The organism is Brevundimonas sp. BR2-1 (genome assembly GCF_037626195.1).
Taxonomy (GTDB): domain Bacteria; phylum Pseudomonadota; class Alphaproteobacteria; order Caulobacterales; family Caulobacteraceae; genus Brevundimonas.
Genome location: NZ_JARKMV010000005.1, coordinates 47,430 through 64,198, shown reverse-complemented (window position 1 = coordinate 64,198; position 16,769 = coordinate 47,430). Strand labels below are relative to the sequence as shown.

15 protein-coding genes are annotated in these 16,769 nt (G+C 69.6%); 7 read left to right on the top strand and 8 right to left on the bottom strand.

The features are described 5' to 3' along the window. Nucleotides 1-81 precede the first annotated feature (81 nt). A complete protein-coding gene (locus BrevBR_RS16070; RefSeq protein WP_340001608.1) occupies nucleotides 82-591 on the top strand; it encodes a c-type cytochrome in 510 nt (169 codons plus the stop codon). Nucleotides 592-722: 131 nt separating this feature from the next. Here BrevBR_RS16070 and BrevBR_RS16065 read toward each other — a convergent pair whose 3' ends face one another. The 4 genes from BrevBR_RS16065 to BrevBR_RS16050 form a co-directional block, all read right to left on the bottom strand. After that, nucleotides 723-3,947, bottom strand: a complete 3,225-nt coding sequence (locus BrevBR_RS16065; RefSeq protein WP_340001643.1) for an efflux RND transporter permease subunit — start codon at nucleotides 3,945-3,947, stop codon at nucleotides 723-725. Next, complete coding sequence (locus BrevBR_RS16060) at nucleotides 3,947-5,098, bottom strand: efflux RND transporter periplasmic adaptor subunit (protein WP_340001607.1); 1,152 nt, start codon at nucleotides 5,096-5,098, stop codon at nucleotides 3,947-3,949. Before BrevBR_RS16060 ends, BrevBR_RS16065 begins: the two co-directional genes overlap by 1 nt. 127 nt (nucleotides 5,099-5,225) lie before the next feature. Continuing rightward, nucleotides 5,226-6,005 carry a hypothetical protein gene (locus tag BrevBR_RS16055; RefSeq protein ID WP_340001606.1) on the bottom strand — a complete coding sequence of 260 codons (780 nt, stop codon included), beginning with the start codon at nucleotides 6,003-6,005 and terminating at the stop codon, nucleotides 5,226-5,228. A 10-nt stretch (nucleotides 6,006-6,015) separates the two neighbouring features. Continuing rightward, the gene (locus tag BrevBR_RS16050; protein ID WP_340001605.1) at nucleotides 6,016-6,780 is read right to left on the bottom strand and encodes a class II aldolase/adducin family protein; all 765 of its coding nucleotides are present in this window, start codon (nucleotides 6,778-6,780) and stop codon (nucleotides 6,016-6,018) included. A gap of 127 nt (nucleotides 6,781-6,907) precedes the next feature. Between BrevBR_RS16050 and BrevBR_RS16045 the strand changes: the two genes are divergently transcribed. The 3 genes from BrevBR_RS16045 (at nucleotide 6,908) to BrevBR_RS16035 (ending at nucleotide 9,406) form a co-directional block, all read left to right on the top strand. Next, nucleotides 6,908-8,050 carry a DUF2336 domain-containing protein gene (locus BrevBR_RS16045; RefSeq protein ID WP_332638949.1) on the top strand — a complete coding sequence of 381 codons (1,143 nt, stop codon included), beginning with the start codon at nucleotides 6,908-6,910 and terminating at the stop codon, nucleotides 8,048-8,050. 55 nt (nucleotides 8,051-8,105) lie between these two features. After that, nucleotides 8,106-8,864, top strand: a complete 759-nt coding sequence (locus BrevBR_RS16040; RefSeq protein ID WP_332638988.1) for an NAD kinase — start codon at nucleotides 8,106-8,108, stop codon at nucleotides 8,862-8,864. Between the two features lie 65 nt (nucleotides 8,865-8,929). Then, complete coding sequence (locus BrevBR_RS16035) at nucleotides 8,930-9,406, top strand: Hpt domain-containing protein (protein ID WP_332638950.1); 477 nt, start codon at nucleotides 8,930-8,932, stop codon at nucleotides 9,404-9,406. Between the two features lie 57 nt (nucleotides 9,407-9,463). On the opposite strand, the gene BrevBR_RS16030 is transcribed toward BrevBR_RS16035, so the two are convergent. Both BrevBR_RS16030 and BrevBR_RS16025 read right to left on the bottom strand, forming a co-directional pair. After that, nucleotides 9,464-10,606 carry a DUF2336 domain-containing protein gene (locus BrevBR_RS16030; RefSeq protein ID WP_340001604.1) on the bottom strand — a complete coding sequence of 381 codons (1,143 nt, stop codon included), beginning with the start codon at nucleotides 10,604-10,606 and terminating at the stop codon, nucleotides 9,464-9,466. A gap of 75 nt (nucleotides 10,607-10,681) precedes the next feature. Then, nucleotides 10,682-11,479, bottom strand: a complete 798-nt coding sequence (locus BrevBR_RS16025) for a transglycosylase SLT domain-containing protein (protein ID WP_340001603.1) — start codon at nucleotides 11,477-11,479, stop codon at nucleotides 10,682-10,684. A gap of 194 nt (nucleotides 11,480-11,673) precedes the next feature. Between BrevBR_RS16025 and BrevBR_RS16020 the strand changes: the two genes are divergently transcribed. Further along, complete coding sequence (locus BrevBR_RS16020) at nucleotides 11,674-12,399, top strand: TonB family protein (protein WP_332638953.1); 726 nt, start codon at nucleotides 11,674-11,676, stop codon at nucleotides 12,397-12,399. Here the strand turns inward: BrevBR_RS16020 and BrevBR_RS16015 are convergent. Then, nucleotides 12,396-13,406, bottom strand: coding sequence for an NAD(P)/FAD-dependent oxidoreductase (locus tag BrevBR_RS16015; RefSeq protein ID WP_332638954.1), 1,011 nt, complete (start codon nucleotides 13,404-13,406; stop codon nucleotides 12,396-12,398). The genes BrevBR_RS16020 and BrevBR_RS16015 overlap by 4 nt on opposite strands. 79 nt (nucleotides 13,407-13,485) lie before the next feature. Beyond that, complete coding sequence (locus BrevBR_RS16010) at nucleotides 13,486-15,336, bottom strand: phosphoenolpyruvate carboxykinase (GTP) (protein ID WP_340001602.1); 1,851 nt, start codon at nucleotides 15,334-15,336, stop codon at nucleotides 13,486-13,488. Nucleotides 15,337-15,536: 200 nt separating this feature from the next. On the opposite strand from BrevBR_RS16010, the gene BrevBR_RS16005 reads away from it, so the two are divergent. Continuing rightward, on the top strand, nucleotides 15,537-16,169 hold the full coding sequence (locus BrevBR_RS16005) for a DUF938 domain-containing protein (protein WP_340001601.1): 633 nt from the start codon (nucleotides 15,537-15,539) through the stop codon (nucleotides 16,167-16,169). Nucleotides 16,170-16,234: 65 nt separating this feature from the next. Further along, the gene (locus BrevBR_RS16000; RefSeq protein WP_340001600.1) at nucleotides 16,235-16,741 is read left to right on the top strand and encodes a GlcG/HbpS family heme-binding protein; all 507 of its coding nucleotides are present in this window, start codon (nucleotides 16,235-16,237) and stop codon (nucleotides 16,739-16,741) included. Nucleotides 16,742-16,769: the final 28 nt, after the last annotated feature.

The window sequence follows — 16,769 nt, the reverse complement described above, 5'->3', positions numbered from 1 at the left end:
CCGTCCAGTCCGGCATGACGCCGCACCGGTTGCCGGGCGCGGCGGTTCGGCTATCAAGGGCGGGTATCGCCGGAGCCGCCTATGACCCGCCTCGTCCTGACCGCCCTCGTCGCCGTGACCCTGGCCGGCTGTGGCCGGGGCGACGACGGGGCAGCTGCTCCGGCCGCCCCCGCCCGGCCCACGCCGACTGCGGCGGAAAAGGCGGCCCTGCTGGCCGCCCTGCCCGCGCCCTATAATCAGGCCGATCTGGAAAACGGCCGCCGCGTCTTCGCCCGCTGCCGTTCGTGCCACACCGTCACCGAGGGCGGGCCGAACATGACCGGGCCGAATCTGTACGGCGTCTTCGGACGTCCTGCAGGGAGTCATCCGCAGTTCAACTATTCGGCCGCCGTGAAGGGGGCCGGCTTCGTCTGGGACGCTGAACGTCTGGATCACTGGCTGGAGAACCCGCGGACCTTCCTGCGCGGCACCAAGATGAGCTTTGCCGGTCTGCCCGACGCGACGGATCGTCGGGATGTCATCGCCTGGCTCAAGGTCGAGACGGGCTACACGCCGCCGGCGGGCTTGCCCGTGGCGGCGCCCTCCAACTGAGTTGTCCGTTGTCCGCGAAAATTCGTGGGACACTTTCGGACATTTCGGAACGGCCGCAGGCGAAGGGGAGCGCGGGCGGCTGTCATTCGGACAGTCCAGCCCCACCGGAGACGGCGCCCGACAAGCGTGTTCTACTCCGCCGCCGCCGGCACAGCGTCGTTGGCAGTCGCCTCGGTGGCCTCCCACTCCTCGATCTTGCGGGCCGTGTACTCAGGCGATCTGGTGAAGCGCGCCAGCACGCCGTAGATCACCGGCACCACGAACAGGGTCAGCAGGGTCGCGAACATGGCCCCGGCGAAGATGACCACGCCGATGGTCTGGCGGCTGCCGGCGCCCGCGCCCTGCCACAGCACCAGAGGCAGGGCGCCGAAGGCGGTGGCGATCGAGGTCATGATGATCGGACGCAGGCGCAAGGTGGACGACTCGATGATGGCATCATGGATTGACCGGCCCTGGTCGCGCAGCTGGTTGGCGAATTCGACGATCAGGATGCCGTTTTTGGCCGCCACGCCGATCAGGATGATCAGGCCGATCTGGGAGTAGATGTTCAGGCTGGAGCCCGCCATCATCAGGCCGAACAGGCCGCCCGCGGCGGCAAGCGGCACGGTCAGCATGATCACCGCGGGGGTTATCCAGCTTTCGAACTGGGCCGCGAGCACGAGGAAGACCAGCAACAGGGCCAGGCCGAAGGCCGCGGCGACGGCGCCGCCCGCCTCCTGCTGGTCACGCGCGGCCCCGCCCCACTGGGTGGTGACCACGCCCTGGGGCTGTTCGCGCGACACCCGGGTCATGAATTCGGTTGCGTCGGCCAGGGTCGTGCCGGGGTTCAGGTCGGCCGAGATCGAGATGGCCCGTTGCCGGTCCAGCCGGCGCCGGTCGGGCGTGTCGCCCGACGTCTGGGTGGTGACCACCGCAGACAGCGGGACCAGCTGGCCCGATCCGGTCGCGACATACAGGGCTTCGAGGTCGCCCACGCTGCGCCGGTCGTCGCGCCGGGTCTGCAGGATGACGTCGTATTCCTGACCGCCGCGCAGATAGGTGGTGGCGCGGCGGGAGCCGAACATGGTCTCCAGCGTGCGGCCCACGGCCTGGGACGACACCCCCAGCGCGGCCGCCTTCTCCGGATTGACGTCGACGAGCAGACGGGGGGCGTTCGGCTCGTAGTTCAGGCGCGGACGCGAGAAGCCGGGGTTCTCCAGCGAGGCCGCGAGCACGGGCTGCAGCCAGTTGTAGATGTCCTCGTATTCGGCGCCGGTGACGACCATCTCGATCGAGTTGGAGTTGCCGCCGCCGCGCTGAAAGGCGCCGGGGACCGAGGCGTTGACCTGGGCGTCGGTCTGGCCGCGCAACTTGCCGTTCAGCTCCTGGGCGATCTCGTCGGCGGCACGGTCACGTTCCGACCAGTCGCTGAGAATCAGCACGCCGTTACCGGAGCTGAAGCCGCCGCCGCCAAATCCGGGAGCGGAGATCAGGTAGCTGTCGGCTTCGCCGCTGGCCTTGTATTCGGCGAGTATGGGTTCGATCCCCATCATGATCTTTCGCGTGTAGTCGAAGCCGGCGCCCTCGGGTCCCTGGACCCGGATTTGCACCCGGCCGCGGTCTTCCGCCGGAACCAGTTCATTGGGCAGGGCGAAGAACATCGCCGCCGCGCCGCCGGCGACCATCAGCACCAGGGCGGATACGCCCACAACCGCGATGCGCTTGCCGAGCAGGGCCTGAAGCGAATTCTGATAGGAGTTGCGCAGCGCCTCCATGGCGCGATCGACCCTGCGCGCCAGCCAGCCGCCGCCCGAAGCGGGTTTCAGGATGCGCGAAGCCAGCATGGGCGACAAGGTCAGGGCCAGAAAAGCCGAGAAGGCGACGGCCGCCGCGATCGCCGCGGCCAGCTCGATGAACAGTCGGCCGACATAGCCAGGCAGGAACAGCAGCGGGGCGAACACAGCAAGCAGGACGATGGTTGTCGCCACCACCGCGAAAAACACCTGACGCGTGCCGCGCTCCGCGGCCACCAGTGGCGGCTCGCCGTGGTCGAGACGGCGCTGGATGTTCTCGGTCACCACGATGGCGTCGTCGACCACCAGACCGATGGCCAGAACCAGCGCCAGAAGGGTCAGCAGGTTCAGCGAGAAGCCCAGCGGGGCCAGGACGATGAAGGTGGAGAGAAGGCAGATGGGCGCGACGATCGAGGGGATGAATGCCGCCCGCATGCTGCCGAGGAAGATGAAATTCACCAGCGCCACCAGGGCCAGCGAAATGCCGATGGTGATCCAGACCTCCTCGATGGCGTGAGAGGTGAAGACGGAGTTGTCCGACCCCACGACCAATTCGGCGCCCGCCGGAAGGCTGGGACGGACCTGCTCCAGCATGTCCCTGACGCCCTTTGAGATGGCGAGGTCGTTGGACTGGGCCTGTCGGGTGACGGCGAGTCCGATTTGATCCTGTCCGTTGCCACGGAACAGGCGGCGATCCTCGGCCGGGGCCTCTTCGATGCGGGCGATGTCGCCCAGCCGGGTCACGTAGCCGGACTGGCCCTGGATGGCGCCCGAGGCGCCGCTGGGCAGGGCGGTCGCGCTGGACGCCGCGCCGGTCGTTGTGGTCGCCGCCGTGCCGGAGCCGCGCGTGCCGATGGGCAGTTGGCGGAAGTCCTCGGCGCGGGCGTAGGTGCGGGCGACGCGGACGGTGTAGTCCTTCTGGCCCGACTCGAGCTGGCCGGCGGGCAGTTCGACGTTCTGGGCCGTCAGGGCGGTCTCGACATCGGTCACGGTCAGGCCGCGAGCGGCCAGCGCCGAGGCGTCCAGCCAGATGCGCATGGCGTAGCGCTGCTCGCCGTAGATCTGCACCTGCGCCACGCCGGGCACTGTGGCCAGACGGTCGATCAGATAACGGTCGGCGTAGTCCGTCAGCTCCAGCCGGTTCATCACGCTGGAACGCAGGAACAGGATCATGATCGGCTGGCTGTCGGTGTCGGCCTTGGACACTTCCGGCGGCTGGGCCTGATCCGGGAGACGGCCGACGACGCGGGACACCCGGTCGCGAACGTCATTGGCGGCGTCGTCGATGTTGCGGTCCAGCGAGAATTCGATCGAGACATTCGAGCGGCCGTCGCGGCTGGACGAGTTGATGCGCTCGACACCCTGGATGCCGGCGATCTGCTGTTCGATCGGCTCGGTGATCCGGCTTTCTATGACCTCGGCCGAGGCGCCCGCGTAGCTGGTGCTGACCGAGACGATGGGCGGATCCACGTCAGGCAGCTCGCGCACCGGCAGGAAGAAGAAGGCCGCAGCGCCGATTACGCAGAGAACGATGGCCGCCACCGCCGCGAAGACGGGGCGGCGGACGGCGAGGTCGGACAGCATCATCGGGCGGCGCCCTTTGCGGGAGCCGCGTCGCGTACGCCGCCCTGCCCTCTGCCGCCGCCCTGGCCGGCGACGCTGACCGGCGCGCCCGGCTGGATGCGGTTCAGACCCGAGCCGACAATGCGGTCGCCCGCGTTCAGGCCGGATATGATCTCGACGAAGCCGCCCTCGACCGAGCCGGTCTCGACCTCGACGCGCTGGGCGGTTGTGCCCCGCTCGCCCCGTGCGATGCGATAGACGAAGGCGCCGTCGCCTTCGTACTGGACCGCCGCCTCGGGCGCCGCCGGCGCGGTGCGCTGGCCCTGCTGGACGGCGACGCGCACGGCCATGCCGGGGCGGATGCGATAGCCGGGGTTGGGGATTTCGGCGCGGGCGGTCACGGCGCGGGTCTGTTCGTTGATGCGGGTGTCGATCAGGGCGATGCGGCCGTTGAAGACCTCGTTCCCATAGGCGTCGATGGTGGCCCGGATCGGCGTCCCGGCGCGCAGCACGCCCAGATAGCGCTCGGGGACGGGGAAATCGACGCGCACGACATCGATGTCGTCCAGAGTGGTAATGATCCCGCCCGGATTGACCAGGGTGCCCGCCGTCACGGAACTGAGGCCCAGAACCCCGGCGAACGGGGCCCGGATCAGACGGTCGCCGCGGCGCGCCTGGGCGGCCGACAGTGAAGCCTGCGCCGTCGCCAGCGCCGTCTGGGCGTCCTCGGCGGTGACGCGGGGGGCGATGCCCTGATCAGCCAGTGTCTTGAACCGGTCGTACTGCCGCTGGGCCTGGGCGACCTGGGCCCGGGCCTCGATGATGCCGGCGTCTTCCTCGCGCGCCTGCAGTTCGACGAGGGGCGCGCCCGCCGCGACCCGCTGTCCGTCGGTGAACAGGACGCGGGTGATCAGTTCGGTGGTCGAGGAAGTGATGTTTACCGAGCGGCGGCCGCGCGCGACGCCCAGCACCCGGATCTCGTCGGTGAAGGAACGGGCGCCGATCACGGCTTCGGACACCGTCTGGCCGCGTCCGCCGCCGGGGCCGCCGCGGCCTCCGGGACCGCCGCCAGCCTTCTCATCCCCGGCGAAGGCCATCTTCAGCACGACAGCCACGACCATCAGGCCCAGCAGGACCGCGGCGGCGGCGAGGAAGAAGTGGCGTTTGATCACTCGGGGCGCTCTCTGGCAGGCGGAACGAGCCGACTTAGCGGCTGACGCCGTCGACGCAAAACCAAAGTGATTGAAACGGGGACGGGTGCGGTTTCCGTCGCCGGAAAGGCGCGCTTGAATGTCGCGGTCAGAACCGTCGCCACAGGGCGATCACGGGCCCGCCGCTTTCCGGCGTCTCGCGGCCGGCGACCGCCTGGCGCCAGCCGGCCTGCAGGCTCCAGTCGCCCAGATCGCGAACCACCGAAGCCTCGACCGACAGCCAGCGCGGGCCGCCGTCGTCGGCCTGTCCGCCAAAGGCTTGGGCGAGGACCATCCAGTCGTCGCTGAAATGCGCCCCCGCCGTGGCGTCGATGCGGATTTCATCCGGCAGGCCCTGACGCATGCGGCGCGCGGCCTGCACCTCCACGAAACTGCCGGTCGGGGCCCAGCTTCCGCTCCAGCCGTCGAACGAGCGCCCGACAGAGCCGCGCACCTCCCAGTCGCTGTCGCCCTGCCCCGGCGCGGCATAGCCGGCGTTGCGGCCCTCGCCGCCGTCGGCGTAGCCGGCGTACAGGCTGGCGGCGGTCCGGTCGTCGCGCCATGCCTGCCATGTCACGCCGATCTCCAGCGGCCCGCGCCCGTCATAGTCGACGAAGGCGTCCTCGCCGGACTGCCAGTCGCCCTTGAACTGCAGGGTGAAACGCCCGGTCAGGCCGTATTCGGCGAAGACGCCGACGGAGGTGTCGCGCCGTTCAGCCGGCAGGTCCGCCAGAGAGCCGTCCGGATCGAAGCCGCGGTCGGCGCGCATGTCCTCATATTTCAGGATCACCTGCCCATGGCCCCTGGGCTGGGTCCATGGACCCGCCTGCGCCGCACCCGCCGTCGCGAAGGCCGCCAGTCCGATCAGCAGCCCCCCGGCCGATTTCATGGCATCCGGCTCAAGCGTCGTAGCCCGGGGATTTCCGGTCGAGCATCCGCAGGGCGCCGGGCCAGGCCAGACCCGAGATGAAGCCGATCCCCTTGCCCTGCTCCTTCGTCTCGGCCTGGGCGGCGTCGGGCGCCATCAGCACGTGCTCGCGCCCGCCCGACAGCGCCGCCACCTGCTGGGCGCAGGCGCGTTCGAGGAAGAACATGCCGACCCAGGCCGCCGCGGCCGTCTGGCCGACCGCCAGCGTTCCGTGATTGCGCAGCAGCATCAGCGGTTTGTCGCCGAGATCGGCCACCAGCCGCGCACGTTCGTCATGGTTCAGCGCGAGCCCCTCATAGCCGTGATAGGCGACCTGATGCTGCAGCAGGCAGGCGTTCTGGCCGATCGGCAGCAGGCCCTCCTGCTGCGCCGCCACGCCGACGCCGGCCACGGTGTGCAGGTGGATGACGAAACGGGCATCCTCGCGCGCGCCATGGATGGCGGAGTGGATGGTGAAGCCGGCCGGATTGATGAAACTGGTCGTCTCCTGGACGATGTTCCCGTCCAGATCGACCTTCACCAGCGACGAGGCGGTGATCTCCTCGAAATACCAGCCGTAGGGGTTGATGAGGAAATGATGCTCGGGGCCAGGCACGCGCGCCGAGATGTGGGTGAAGATCATGTCGTCCCAGCCGTGCAGGGCCACCAGCCGGTAAAGGGCGGCCAGCTCGACGCGGACGTTCCATTCCGCCTCTGACACCCTCGATTTGAGCGATGTTGTCGCACCGTCGGCCATGATCGTCTCCTGATTGAGCGCACGCTCGCGCCGGGCGAGGCCGACGTCAAGATTCAGCTTCCGTTAACCGCGTCTTAGGCCCCGCTGTCCCACGATGGATCACGTCATATCCTCATGGGAGAGGTCTGTGGTCCTCGTTCAACTGGTCCAGCCTGCCCGTCCCGAGGTCGAGCCCCCCACCCCCGGCGAGCTTCTGGCCCTTGCCCGGAACGCCAGTCCGGACGCCCGGCAACGGCTGCTGCTTGGCGTTGTGGCCCTGTGCGACGCAAGCCCGCCCGCGGGGGAGCTCTCGCCGGTTCTGGGTGAAATCTTCCTGACCCTGGCGCGTCAGGCCGAGCGCGAGGTGCGCAAGGCGCTGTCCGAGAAGCTGGCGCACGCCGACTGGGCCCCGGCGGCCCTGGTCAATGTGCTGGCGCTGGACGAGATCGAAATCGCCCGCCCCGTTCTGGCCGCCAGCCCCATTCTGCAGGACGACGACCTGCTGCGCGTGATGGTCCAGGCCTCGCTGGAGCATCAGATCGCCATCGCCCGGCGTCCGCACATCAGCGGGCGGGTCGCCGACGCGGTGATCGACCGCGGCGAACCGGCGGTGCTGACCGCGCTGGCCACCAACCGGACCGCCGACCTGAGCGTCGACGGGATTCGGCGGCTGGTCGAGCATTCGCGCCGTATCGCCGCTCTGCGCGCGCCCCTGACCCGTCACCCGCGTCTGACCGAGGCGTTGGCCGAGCAGATGTACCACTGGGTCGGCACAGCCCTGCGCCAGTCGATCACCGCCCGCTTCAATGTCGACGACAAGGCCGTGGGCGCGGCGGTCTACGACGCGGTCGAGGGCGTCATTCGCCAGGCCCGTTCGGACGATATCCCTCACGACGATCCCGCCCGGGACGGGATGGAACGCCGGCTCATCGACAAGCTCCAATCCGCGGGACAACTGCGACCGGGATTCCTCATACGCGCCATCCGCGAGAAACGCCTCAGCCTGTTCGTACACGGTCTCGCCGCCTTGGGCGGTTTCCCCGCCGACGACATCCGCGAAGCCCTGAACGCCTCCACCCCCGAAGCCCTCTACTACGCCTGCGCAACGGTCGGCATCGATCGTGCGGTGTTCCCGACCCTGCTGCTGGAATTGCGCAAGTTGAACCAGTCCCTGCCCGGCGACAGAGGCGAGGCGGTCTGGCTTCGGGGAGCATTGTCGTCCACCTCGGCGGCCCGCGCCTTCCGCGCGCTGATGGCCGACGCCCACAGCGAATTAAAAGCCGCCGTTTGACTTCGCCCGCCGGCTCGGCTTGCGTGGGCCGGTGAGCGATCTCCCCCTTCCAGACATGCGCGTGGCCTTCGTGGCCTCGGATCGCCCGGAGGCGCAGTCCGCCCGCGAGCGGCTCATTTCCCTCTACGGCTCGGTCGAGCCGGATCAGGCCAATGTGATCGTCGCCCTGGGCGGCGACGGCTTCATGCTGGAGACCCTGCATACCGTCATGGACCGGCGCGTCCCCGTGTTCGGCATGAACCGGGGCTCGATCGGCTTTCTGATGAACGACTATGAGGAGGAGGGTTTGCTGGAGCGGCTGGCCGGAGCGGGCCGGGCCGTGATCCACCCCCTGCAGATGGATGCCTGGACCGAGGCCGGTCAGGTTCACAGCGGGCTGGCCATCAACGAAGTGTCCCTGCTGCGCCAGACCCGGCAGAGCGCCAAGCTGCGCATCAGCGTGGACGGCCGCGTGAGGCTGGAGGAGTTGTCCTGCGACGGCTGCCTGTTGTCCACGGCGGCCGGATCGACGGCCTATAACCTGTCGGCGCACGGGCCGATCATCCCGCTCGACTCCCGCGTCCTGGCCCTGACCCCGATCAGCGCCTTCCGTCCGCGCCGCTGGCGCGGCGCTCTGCTGCCGCATCAGGCAAAGGTCTGTTTCGAGGTTCTGGAGGCGGACAAGCGGCCGGTCAGCGCCACGGCCGACAGTTTCGAGGTCCGCCGGGTGGTGCGCGTCGAGGTCCGCGAACGCCGCGACATCGCCCTGACCATGCTGTTCGACGCCGGACGCTCGTTCGAGGAACGGGTTCTGGCCGAACAATTCGCCTCCTGAGGCCGTGCACGGTTTTTTAGGGACACGGGCCCAGACTGCCTCCGGTCTGTCCTCAGGAGCTCGCCGTGACCAATCCCGCACAGGTCATCCGTCCGCCCAACACCCTTCGCATGAAGGTCGGCGGAGCTTTCGGCGGAATCGACGCCGGCGCGATCGCCAAGGCGGAAGCCGCCCTGAAGGCCATGTCTTCCCAGTTCGGCCAGTGGCTGCAGGACGAGATCGTCAAGCTGGACAAGGCCCAGGCCGACATCCGCACCCAGGGCTATAACGCGCAGACCGCCGAGGCCCTGTATTTCCGCGCCCACGACCTGAAGGGCCTGGGCACGACCTATCAGTATCCGCTGGTGACCCGTCTGGCCGGTTCCCTCTGCAAGATGATGGACGACCCGGCCAAACGCATGGCCGCCCCGCTCGTCCTCCTCGACGCCCATATCGACGCCATCAAGGCCGTGGTCCGCGATCAGATCCAGACCGACGACCATCCGGTGGGCAAGGTTCTGGCGGAGACCCTGGAAGGCCGGGTCGCCCAGCATCTGGGCTGACCGGCCTGCGCCAATCGATTCACGCCGACGCCCGCCTGACCGGCGGGCGTTGTGCTGTCAGGCGGCTGCGCTGAGCCGGGCCCTGGCCGGCAGCGGGTCGTGGTCCAGCCGTTCCATCAGCCAGGCCAGGTCCTCGCGCGGCGCGTTCGGGCGTTGAGTCAGGAACCGCTCGAGCATCCGGCGGCGGAACTCGTCGCCCGAAGTGTCCACGCCCTCGGCCTGAAGCTGGCGCCAGGTGTCGACCCCGGCGCGATAGGCCTGGAACAGCCGCGGCGGCAGGCCTGCCCGGTCATAAATGGCCTTCAGTCCCAGCGGACCGGCGTCGTGGATCATCAGCGAGGCGCGGGCCAGAGGGGTGCCGGCCAATTCGGCCATGCCATGCTCGAACAGCGTCATCTGCCCCCGGGCCAGCGCCCGAAGCAGCAACGACGGAGTCAGGGCGCGGCGCGCGTTCAGACTTTCCACGAACTGCGGCAGGTCGGCGTGGCTGGAAGCCTGATCGACCAGATCGACGGTGGCCCGCTCCCGCGCGAAGGTCGCCAGACGGATCGCTGTCTCAGGCGCCAGGGCATGACGCGTAACCAGATGTTCGCGCACGGCGTCCGAGGCCAGTTCGACCAGCCGTTCGGTCACTGTCAGGGGCAGGACCTGGCGGTAGGCCAGGGCCGCCACGATCTCGGGCGAGGTTCCGAACCGGTCGACGCAACGCCCCAGGGCGGTTTCGCCGACATCGGCGTTGTCATTGGCCGCCAGCGCCCGCACGGCCTGTTCGCAGCCCACCTCGGCCACGGCCTCGGCGACGTCCCGCCCGACCGTCGGGCGGCTGGCCACCGCGACCTGGCGCACGGCTGAGCCGGCGCGGACGATCTCGATCAGATCCCCGTCGGTGAAGACGGGCGAAAAATTGATCATCGGCAGGGCCACGCTGTCGACGTCGGCCGCCATGCGCCGCGCCACGTCGCGGGGAATGAGGTCCGAGGCCTTCAGCGTCACCGCCATGGCCCGGCGCACCAGTTCGGCCGCGTCCTGCGACAGCATGCGCAGAATCTTCTGCGCCGCCGCGCGGTCGTCGTCACCCAGCTGGGCCCTGTCCATGCTGCGGCACAGTTTGTGGGCCGCGGCCGCGCGCTCGTCTTCATCGGTCGCCTTGATCAGGCGATGGATGTCGATCTCGGTGAGACGGGCGCGATAGGCGGTCATGGGCGGATCCAGGATTTGCCGGTCAACATCGGCCCGTCATCCCTAACGGGCGGTTTACCATCACCGGATTCGGGATCAGATGCGCGCTTCTGCATCCGGGCCGAAGGCGCCGCCGAAGCCGCCGTTCTTGCCCTCCCCGTCCTGGCCCAGCAGCAGGGCCAGAAGGCTCTGGTCCTGTTTCAGCCGATCGAGGCGGGCGGCCAGCATCTGGTCGCGTTCGGACAGGTCGGGCGCCGTCTGGATCGAGCCCGAAGCCGCAGCCGGCGCCCCGTCGCCGGCGCTGCGCTGCAGATTGGCGTGGACCTCGGCCACGGTCGCAGGCCGGCCATCGCGGAAGAAGATGGAACGGTTGGCGGCGGCCGCTTCTGGAAACAGCGCCGCGGCGGAGCTGTTAGGGCGTCGCTCCATGGCGTCCATCAGCTGGGCCGCGCCCGCCGGCCCCAGGAAGTGGGCGGCGTAAAGGTCCCCCGCCCCGGGCTCGCGCCCCGACCGGCCGCGGAGATAGGCCGCATTGGAGGCCGTCAGTTCCGCCGCCATGGTCGAGGCGGCCTGGGGATCAAAACGCAGGTCCAGCACGATGTTGCGGGCCGAGCCCTCGACCCGCCAGCGGCCGTCGCCGCCGCGATAGATCAGGTCGGCGTACTGGCCATAGCCATGCTTGGCGCCGTGGGCCTTCACGGTTCCCAGCCAGGTCTGTTCGATGAATTGGAACAGACCCGCCGCCGACGACGTCCGGGCCTTTGCGGAGGGGTTCATCGCGCTTTCGCGGCGGGCCGTGCGGACCAGGAAGTCGGCGTCCACGCCCGTAGCGTTCGAGGCGCGCCGGATGGCCGCCTCGACTCCGCCAGAGGATGGAATCGCTCCGATGTTCATGGCTATGAGGCTGGGCGACCGTGGTTAATCAAATCCTAACGGCAAGGTTAACGTCCACAATCCCTTAACCTGCGCAGCAGCGGCGCGGTCCGTGGCGTTTCCAAGGCCACGCTCGTCCAAAACTTGCCGCAAGCCCGGCGCTCAACTTCCCCGTGGGACGCTGTGGGGACGGCGAGAGACAGGGAGTGACGGCCATGATGATGACGACCGCTGGCGGGCCCGGAATGGTGCATCCGCTGGATTTCAACGATCGCAAGCGACCCCGGTTTTCCCGCGCGACCTGGATCGCGACCGGGATCGTGCTGGCCGCCCATGCGGGTCTGGGCGTGGCGCTCTACTATCAGCGGTTCGAGATGCCGCTGGTGGTTGCCCCGCCGGAAAGGCCGCCGATCGACGTGACCTTCCGGCGGCTGCCACCCCCGGAACCGGTCGAGGCCAAGACGCCGCCGGCCCCGAATCCCAACGTCAACGACACGCCTGTCCCGCGCACGCCGGTCGAGACGCTGCCGACCGAATCCACCAATGAGCCGGTGGGCGAGACGACGGTCATCACGACGGACACGGTTGTCGACGTCTTCGAACCCCGCAGCACGACCACCGAGCCCGTCGTTGCGCCCGCGCCGGTGATCCGGAATCCGAGCTGGTCGCGGCAGCCTTCGGCCGACCAGATGATGGACGCCTATCCGAAACGTGCGCTTCAGGCCGATGTCGCCGGTTCGGCGTCGCTGAACTGTCTGGTCCTGCCCACCGGCTTCGTCACGGACTGCAACGTCACGCGCGAGACGCCCGGCGGCTATAATTTCGGCCGGGCGGCCCAGAGCCTGTCGCGCCAATTCCGGATCAATCCGCGGACGGTCAATGGCGCGGCGGAGGGATCGCGGGTCAGCATCAACCTGCGCTTCACCCTGCCCGAAGACTAGACGAACCTGAGCGGATCGAGGGCGGCGGCGTCCATCACGGGCGCCCTGCCCTCGATACCGTCGGCGACGACCTGGGCGACGAGCGGCCCCAGCAACCAGCCATTGCGGAACGGGGCCAAGGCCAGATGCAGGCCGGGCTCTCCGGCGAAACCGGCCAGCGGCAGGCCATCCGGCGACGCCCCGCGGACCCCGACACGAGGCGGCCCGGCCTCGCCTTCAGCGCCCAGCAGGGCGAGGCCGGCGGCGACGCGACGCGAGGCTTCCTCAAGGTCCGGCTCGATGTCGCGGCGGCCCCGCTCCATGGTGGCGCCGATGACCACGCCGCCAGCGGCGGGAACGATGTAGAGATCGGGGGTCCGCAGGGTCCGCGGCGGCGGCGGCGCCGAAACCGGCGTCAACTGGCCCCGGAACGGCTCGACGGCGGCGACGGCGGCGGCGGTGCGCGGCGGCAAACCCGGAAGCGGGGCGGCGACGCCGGTGGCGAGCACGACCGTGGGCGCGAACCAGGTCCGTCCGTCCTCGGCCTTGACCCGCCAGCGGCGCGCATCATCGGACAGACGCGCCACGGCGGAGCGAATGACCGTGACGCCCGGAGCGCGGGCGAGCGACTTGAGAGCGGCCGCGACGTCGACGCGCCAATCCTCGGGCGAGGTCAGGCCCATCGGCGTCTGGCTGGCGGAGAAGCCCATGGCGGAGAGCCGGGCGATGGCGGCGGGAATATCGGGGCCGAGCCAGTCGACGCCGTCGCGGGTCAGGGCCAGGCCGAACGTTTCGGCGAAGTCCGGCCACCGGTCGCGGGCGCGCTTCAGCAGGGCTGCGCGGTCGGGCGTGGAATCGTCCGAGAGGCATTCCAGCGCCGGAGCGATCATGCCGGCGGCCGCGGAACTGGCGTTCGGACCGCCGGGGTCGACGACGGTCACGGCGTGACCGCGCGCGCCCAGCTCCGCAGCAGTGCAGAGCCCGAGAACGCCGGCGCCGATGACGATCACATCTGGAGAGGAAGCCACGGGCGATCTGATCGGCCGCCCGGGCTCTCTTTGCAAGGGCGCCTACGCGGACGGCGCGGCCGTCCGCTGCTTGGGCGCCCTATTCCGCGGCGATGGCGGCGGCGCGGGTGGCGTCGATACGGGCCGTCAGGGCTTCATGCTGGGCCCACAGGCGCGTGGGCAGGCGATCACCGAACTGGGCGTAGAAGTCCGGAATGAGCGCCGCCTCTTCGGCCCAGACCTCGGCGTCGACGTCCAGCAGGGTCGACAGGTCGGCGTCCGACAGGGCCAGGCCCGACAGGTCCAGGGCCTCGCGGGTCGGAACGCGGCCGACCGGGGTGTCGACGGCCTCGGCCTCGCCGTCCAGACGTTCCGAAATCCACTTGAGGACGCGGGCGTTGTCACCAAAGCCCGGCCAGACGAATTTGCCGTCCTCGTTCTTGCGGAACCAGTTGACGAAGTAGAGGCGCGGCAGTTTCGCCGGCTCGGTGCGTCCGCCCATCGACAGCCAGTGCGCGAAATAGTCGCCCATGTTGTAGCCGCAGAAGGGCAGCATGGCGAAGGGATCGCGGCGCAGGGCCCCGATGGCGTTCTCGGCGGCGGCGGTGCCTTCCGAGGCGACCGTCGAGCCCATGAAGACGCCATGCTCCCAGTCGAAGGCTTCCGTCACCAGCGGCACGGCGGAGGCACGGCGGCCGCCGAACAGGATGGCGTCGATCGGCACGCCCTTGGGGTCTTCCCATTCCGGCGCGATGGTCGGGCACTGCGACGCCGGAGCGGCGAAACGGGCGTTCGGATGGGCGGCGGGCTCTCCCGAGGCCGGATCGTGCGGCTGACCCTTCCAGGTGGTCAGGCCCTCGGGCGCTTCCTTCGTCAGGCCTTCCCACCAGACGTCGCCGTCGGCGGTCAGGGCGGTGTTGGTGAAGACGGTGTTGGTGGCCAGGGTCGCGATCGCATTGCCGTTGGTGTTGCGGCTGGTGCCCGGGGCGACGCCGAAGAAGCCGGCCTCCGGATTCACGGCGTAAAGGCGGCCGTCGTCGCCGAAGCGCATCCAGGCGATATCGTCGCCGATGGTCTCGGCCTTCCAGCCGGGAATAGTCGGCTGGAGCATGGCCAGGTTGGTCTTGCCGCAGGCCGAAGGGAAGGCGGCGGCGACGTATTTGGCTCGCCCCTTGGGATCGGTCAGCTTGAGGATCAGCATATGCTCGGCCAGCCAGCCCTCGTCGCGGGCCATGACCGAGGCGATGCGCAGGGCGTAGCATTTCTTGCCCAGCAGGGCGTTGCCGCCGTAGCCCGAGCCGTAGGACCAGATTTCGCGGGTCTCGGGATAGTGAACGATCCATTTGTCGTCGTTGCAGGGCCACGGGACATCAGCCTGGCCCTCGGCCAAGGGCGCGCCGAGGGTGTGAACGGCCGGCACGAAGACGCCGTCCTCGCCCATCAGGTCCAGCACCGGCTGGCCCATCCGGGTCATGATGCCCATCGAAATGGCGACATAGCCGCTGTCGGTGATCTCGACGCCGAGGGCGCTGAGTTCGGAGCCCAGCGGGCCCATGGAGAAGGGCACGACGTACATGGTGCGACCGGCCATGCAGCCGTCGAACAGGCCATTCAGGCGCTCGCGCATCTCGACCGGATCGGCCCAGTTGTTGGTCGGGCCGGCGTCGATCCGGTTGGCCGAGCAGATGAAGGTGCGGCTCTCGACGCGGGCCACGTCCCTGGGATCCGAGGCGGCGTAGTAGCAGCCGGGGCGTTTGCCCTGATCCAGTTCCTTCAGCGTGCCCTTGCCGATCAGGTCGGCGACGATAGCCGACTTCTCGGCTTCCGAGCCGTCGCACCAGTGGACGCGGGCGGGCTTCGTCAGGGCGGCGATCTGCTCGACCCAGGCGATGAGGCCGGCATGGTTGGTGGGGGCCGGAAGCAGGCCGGGAACGGAACTGGTCACGCGCATTCTCCTGAACGTCGCCCGGCGATCTGACGCCGCCGTGGCTCCTCCGCTGCGTACTCATCACGCAATGTTTCAGCCGGAATGACACCGAAGCGGACGCGGCGTCAACCGATGCACGTTTCAACCTCTCGCGAGCGGAGAGCTCTGTGACCGGTGCATATTTCCGTTCCCTGCGGGCGTCGGGGCAGGGTATCGGAACCGTCATGCAGACCATGGACCCGATCGAAGCGACTCCCGCCGGCGGCCTGAGATCGCCCGCCGTGGCGCGGAACACCGGGCCGATCTTGGAGGTCTTGCGGGCCCATCTTCCGGCGCGGGGCGAAGTGCTGGAGATCGCGGCCGGGTCGGGCGAGCACGCGGTCGCCTTCGCCGGCGCCCTGCCCGGACTGGCCTGGACGCCCACCGATCCGTCGGCCGAGGCGCGGGCCAGCATCGCGGCCTGGGCCCGGGCCGCGCGCCTGCCGAACCTGCGGGAGCCGCTGGCGCTGGACATGATTGATCCGGCGACCTGGCCGCAGGGGCCGGTGCAGGCGGTGGTCTGCATCAACATGATCCACATCAGCCCCTGGGCGGCGACCGAGGGGCTGATGGCGTTGACGGGGCGGGTTCTGGCGCCCGGCGGCCTGCTGGCCCTCTACGGGCCGTATCGGGAGGCGGAGGTTCCGCTGGCCCCGTCCAACGCCGCGTTCGACGAGAGCCTGAAGAGCCGGGACCCGACCTGGGGCCTGCGCGACCGGGACGCGGTCGTGACGGCGGCGAGGGCGGAAGGGCTGGTCCTGACCCTGCGGACCGCCATGCCGGCCAATAATCTGATGCTGCTGTTCCGGCGGAGCTGACGGCCCGCCCTTGTGCTTCCGGGCCGGATGTGGCGGCATCAACCAACCTTCACCGGAGCGCCGCCATGAAACGTCTCGTCGCCATTCTGGTCGTTCTGGCCACCGCCGTTCCGGCATGGAGCCAGACCGCCCCTGCCCCGGCGACGCCTCCGGCGGCTCCGGCCCCGCCCTATGGCGCGCCGATCGGGCTGGCGGCGGCGCAGGCGCTGATCGACCGGGCTATCGAGGCCGGCCGGGCTCGCGGCTTCCGTCTGGCCGTCGCCGTCGTCGAGCCTTCGGGCGAACTGGTCGCCTTCGGGCGGATGGACGACGTCCAGTACGGCTCGATCAACGTCGCCCAGGCCAAGGCCCGGTCCTCGGCCCGTTTCCGCGCCGCGTCCGCCTCGGCGGAGGAGCGATTGGCGGCCGGCCGCATGGCTCTGCTGGCGATCGACGGCATTGTGCCTGTCGCCGGCGGCGTGCCCGTGGTGGTCGACGGCCGGGTCATCGGGGCCATCGGCGTGTCGAGGGCCTCGTCGGCCCAGGACGACGAGGTGGCGCGGGCCGCCATCGCCGCGGTCTTCGGCGGCTAGACCTCGCTCAGCCGTGCGGCTACGGACC

Coding starts and splice junctions, on each gene's coding strand:
- BrevBR_RS16000 (WP_340001600.1), top strand. CDS start 16,235: ATGAAACGTCTCGTCGCCATTCTGGTCGTTCTGGCCACCGCCGTTCCG.
- BrevBR_RS16055 (WP_340001606.1), bottom strand. CDS start 6,005: ATGAAATCGGCCGGGGGGCTGCTGATCGGACTGGCGGCCTTCGCGACG.
- BrevBR_RS16010 (WP_340001602.1), bottom strand. CDS start 15,336: ATGCGCGTGACCAGTTCCGTTCCCGGCCTGCTTCCGGCCCCCACCAAC.
- BrevBR_RS16040 (WP_332638988.1), top strand. CDS start 8,106: ATGCGCGTGGCCTTCGTGGCCTCGGATCGCCCGGAGGCGCAGTCCGCC.
- BrevBR_RS16065 (WP_340001643.1), bottom strand. CDS start 3,947: ATGCTGTCCGACCTCGCCGTCCGCCGCCCCGTCTTCGCGGCGGTGGCG.
- BrevBR_RS16050 (WP_340001605.1), bottom strand. CDS start 6,780: ATGGCCGACGGTGCGACAACATCGCTCAAATCGAGGGTGTCAGAGGCG.
- BrevBR_RS16025 (WP_340001603.1), bottom strand. CDS start 11,479: ATGAACATCGGAGCGATTCCATCCTCTGGCGGAGTCGAGGCGGCCATC.
- BrevBR_RS16020 (WP_332638953.1), top strand. CDS start 11,674: ATGATGATGACGACCGCTGGCGGGCCCGGAATGGTGCATCCGCTGGAT.
- BrevBR_RS16070 (WP_340001608.1), top strand. CDS start 82: ATGACCCGCCTCGTCCTGACCGCCCTCGTCGCCGTGACCCTGGCCGGC.
- BrevBR_RS16005 (WP_340001601.1), top strand. CDS start 15,537: ATGCAGACCATGGACCCGATCGAAGCGACTCCCGCCGGCGGCCTGAGA.
- BrevBR_RS16030 (WP_340001604.1), bottom strand. CDS start 10,606: ATGACCGCCTATCGCGCCCGTCTCACCGAGATCGACATCCATCGCCTG.